The sequence below is a fragment of the Moorena sp. SIO3I6 genome (assembly GCF_010672095.1).
This window is the reverse complement of sequence record NZ_JAAHHU010000030.1, coordinates 64474-67851: the sequence shown is the minus strand read 5'-3', so window position 1 is coordinate 67851 and position 3378 is coordinate 64474. Positions and strand designations below refer to the sequence as shown.

Annotated in this window: 2 protein-coding genes; both read right to left on the bottom strand. The window is 41.8% G+C overall.

Translation table 11 applies throughout. The features are described from left to right. Positions 1–105: 105 nt before the first annotated feature. Positions 106–753, bottom strand: coding sequence for a hypothetical protein (locus F6K49_RS11455; RefSeq protein ID WP_293022441.1), 648 nt, complete (start codon positions 751–753; stop codon positions 106–108). A 1029-nt stretch (positions 754–1782) separates the two neighbouring features. Further along, the coding region (locus F6K49_RS11450; RefSeq protein WP_293022439.1) for a WD40 repeat domain-containing protein at positions 1783–3378 on the bottom strand (1596 nt) is incomplete at its 5' end.

The following is a 3378-nucleotide window of genomic DNA, read 5'->3' as shown; positions in this document are numbered from 1 at the left end:
ACTGCCGCTTAATGGCTGTGGTAAATCGGTACAGGATATCGTTCGCGTAGCGTCGGCATCCGCCGAGGAGCAGCAAGTCTCATTCGTGAGTTTGAGAAGCCCACATCATAATCTTTGATTTGATGTGAGAGTAGTCACAGCAGCTAATCCTAAGAAACCTAACAGTGATGTGGTTTCAGGAACAGGGGCGGGCTGAACATCAAGACTTTGGCTAACTGGTTTAAAAATACTGGTTACATCTATACCATTAGCATCAATTGCAGAAGTAACAGTAATTGCTAAGTCAGGCAATCCATCATTCTTCAACCCAGGCAGTACTTGGTCAGTTGTCCTCACTATATCTAAGATAGAGTCTGGAGAAACTCCAATTGAATCACTACGTTGAAAAAGTACTGTAGGTATTCCAAAGGGTGGGTTTTCTACTAGGCTCCCGCTAAAGTCTGAAAAGGCAGCTATATCTGCATCTGTCCTAAATCCTTCTAAAGTAACAAGCTCAGTACTATCTTGTTCTACAAGAATGTCCAATGACTGTAAATTAGCGGTGAGACCGCTAGTATCTAACACGAAAGAGAAATCAATGGTGTCACCAACATTGACTTGGAGGTCATTGATGGCATCTTGGTCTAATTGTGACCCAGTCGGAGTGAAGGATACCGAGGCTCCATAAGCTGGAGTAACTGCGATCGGCGAAGCCGCGCCAAAGGCGATCGCTCCCAGGAATACTAAAGAAGCACTAATGTGAGTTAATTTCATCGGTATTGATATAAAAAACGACTATCAATAGTTAATCAAACATTGTTTGATTTAATTTTGAAGAGTAAGTAAAGTTAACTAAAAGATTAAGTGATGAAAGTAAAAACTAATGATGAAAGAAAAAACTAACCCTAAATGCGATTGACCTTGGCCTTTGGGCCACGCTACGCGAATGGTCACGCTTCGCGAACGCATCTGAATATATGGTTCTTCAGTACCTACTATGCTAAGAGGATATCTGAAAAGTTTTTTGATACTGAATTTTGCCCCCCTAGCCCCCCAACTTTGGGGGAAGAGTCAATTTGCTTCTAAAAGTCCCCCGAGCGAGGGATTGCTCGCTCGGGGGATTTAGGGGGCTTGGATGTAGCAAATGAGACTTCTCAGACAACCTCTAAATTTCCAGTTAAAAAAACTCATAAAGCTTGCTGAATAAGGGTTATAAGGCAATTTAACTAATAAAATTTTCTGAATACTGCCTCTTTACCCTGCTCCCTGCTCCCTTTGCCAAAGTGTTTATTAGACCTCTTGTAAAAGTATTTTTCTGATAGTGTTTCCCTGGCCGTAGGCCACGCTACGCGAACAATTCTTGTCCACTGTTCCCTATTCCCTGTTCCCTGTTCCCGACTTCTGCAAGAAGTCTAATATGAAGTTATCTCCTTTACGTTAAGGGGTACCCAGAGCCAGCCTGTGGCCTAGGAAAACTCTTAGGCTGGCTCTTCCCGTGGATTTGATTGTCCACACTTTCATTATACAATAAAAAATTGCATATTATAGCATATTTTAAAAAGTTTTGTAACAAATTATTGATCGAGTCGCCAGAGGTATAGCGCTACGCGCTTTTCAGATTTATTTGAGGCTGATTTCCTGTCTTGATGCAGCGCAAAGTAGCCGATAATCTATCCAAGATTTCGGCTCTAATGGTAATCTATTTAGTTGGTAGGCACCCGATCAGGCGTTCGCGTAGCGTGGCCTAAAGGCCATGGCTTGAGCACCTACTTCATTTTTCTGTGGACAGGCATGTGATTATTTTCATTCTGAAGCCAACTGTTGTGCTACTGTTTTTGGGTCTTTATCTATTTCCTCTGTATATGGATTGAGGTCGATGTCAGGATAGAGTTTTTGCGCTTTTTTAAATTTTTTAACAGCACTCTTGATATTTGGCTCTTTTTGTGAACTAATTGCCCTACCTTGTCTTACCAGAAAGTCGGCTTTGGCTTTATCCTCCCAACTGGCATGCTTAAGACAAGCTTCTCCTGCTTTATTATTTTTAGGTGCAACGAGGTCAGGATGAAATTGCAGCTGATCACATGCCTCTTTTAAAGCCTCTTGCCAAGAGTAATTGTTCCACAAACGCACTGTTCTGTCCCAACTGCCACTGAGAATCTGTTTGCCATCTCGACTAAAAGCGATATCATTGACATAATGTGTATGACCTTTTAATGTATGAATTAGTGTACCGGTTTCTGTGTTCCACAAACGCACTGTTCTGTCCAAACTACCACTGATAATCTGTTTACCATCTGGACTAAAAGCGATATCAGTGACATCAGCTTTATGACCAACAAATGTATGGATTAGTGTACCGGTTTCTGTGTCCCACAAACGCACTGTGCTGTCTTGACTGCCACTGATAATCTGTTTGCCATCTGGACTAAAAGCGATATCAGTGACATATATAGTATGACCTTCTAATTTATGGAGAGGAAGACCGGTTTCTGTGTCCCACAAACGCACTGTGTTGTCAAAACTGCCACTGATAATCTGTTTGCCATCTGGACTAAAAGCGATATCATTGACAAAACTGGTATGACCTTTTAATGTATGAATTAGTGTACCGGTTTCTGTGTCCCACAAACGCACTGTGTTGTCGTTACTGCCACTGAGAATCTGTTTGCCATCTGGACTAAAAGCGATATCAGTAACACTATTGGTATGACCAACAAATGTATGGATTAGTTGACCGGTTTCTGTGTCCCACAAACGCACTGTTCTGTCCCAACTGCCACTGAGAATCTGTTTGCCATCTCGACTAAAAGCGATATCAGTGACATAATGTGTATGACCTTTTAATGTATGAATTAGTGTACCGGTTTCTGTGTTCCACAAACGCACTGTTCTGTCCAAACTACCACTGATAATCTGTTTACCATCTGGACTAAAAGCGATATCAGTGACATCAGCTTTATGACCAACAAATGTATGGATTAGTGTACCGGTTTCTGTGTCCCACAAACGCACTGTGCTGTCTTGACTGCCACTGATAATCTGTTTGCCATCTGGACTAAAAGCGATATCAGTGACATATATAGTATGACCTTCTAATTTATGGAGAGGAAGACCGGTTTCTGTGTCCCACAAACGCACTGTGTTGTCAAAACTGCCACTGATAATCTGTTTGCCATCTGGACTAAAAGCGATATCATTGACAAAACTGGTATGACCTTTTAATGTATGAATTAGTGTACCGGTTTCTGTGTCCCACAAACGCACTGTGTTGTCGTTACTGCCACTGAGAATCTGTTTGCCATCTGGACTAAAAGCGATATCAGTAACACTATTGGTATGACCAACAAATGTATGGATTAGTTGACCGGTTTCTGTGTCCCACAAACGCACTGTTCTGTC

What these genes read in the sequence shown, in the direction of transcription:
- F6K49_RS11455 (WP_293022441.1), bottom strand. Translation starts at nt 753, where the DNA reads ATGAAATTAACTCACATTAGTGCTTCTTTAGTATTCCTGGGAGCGATC.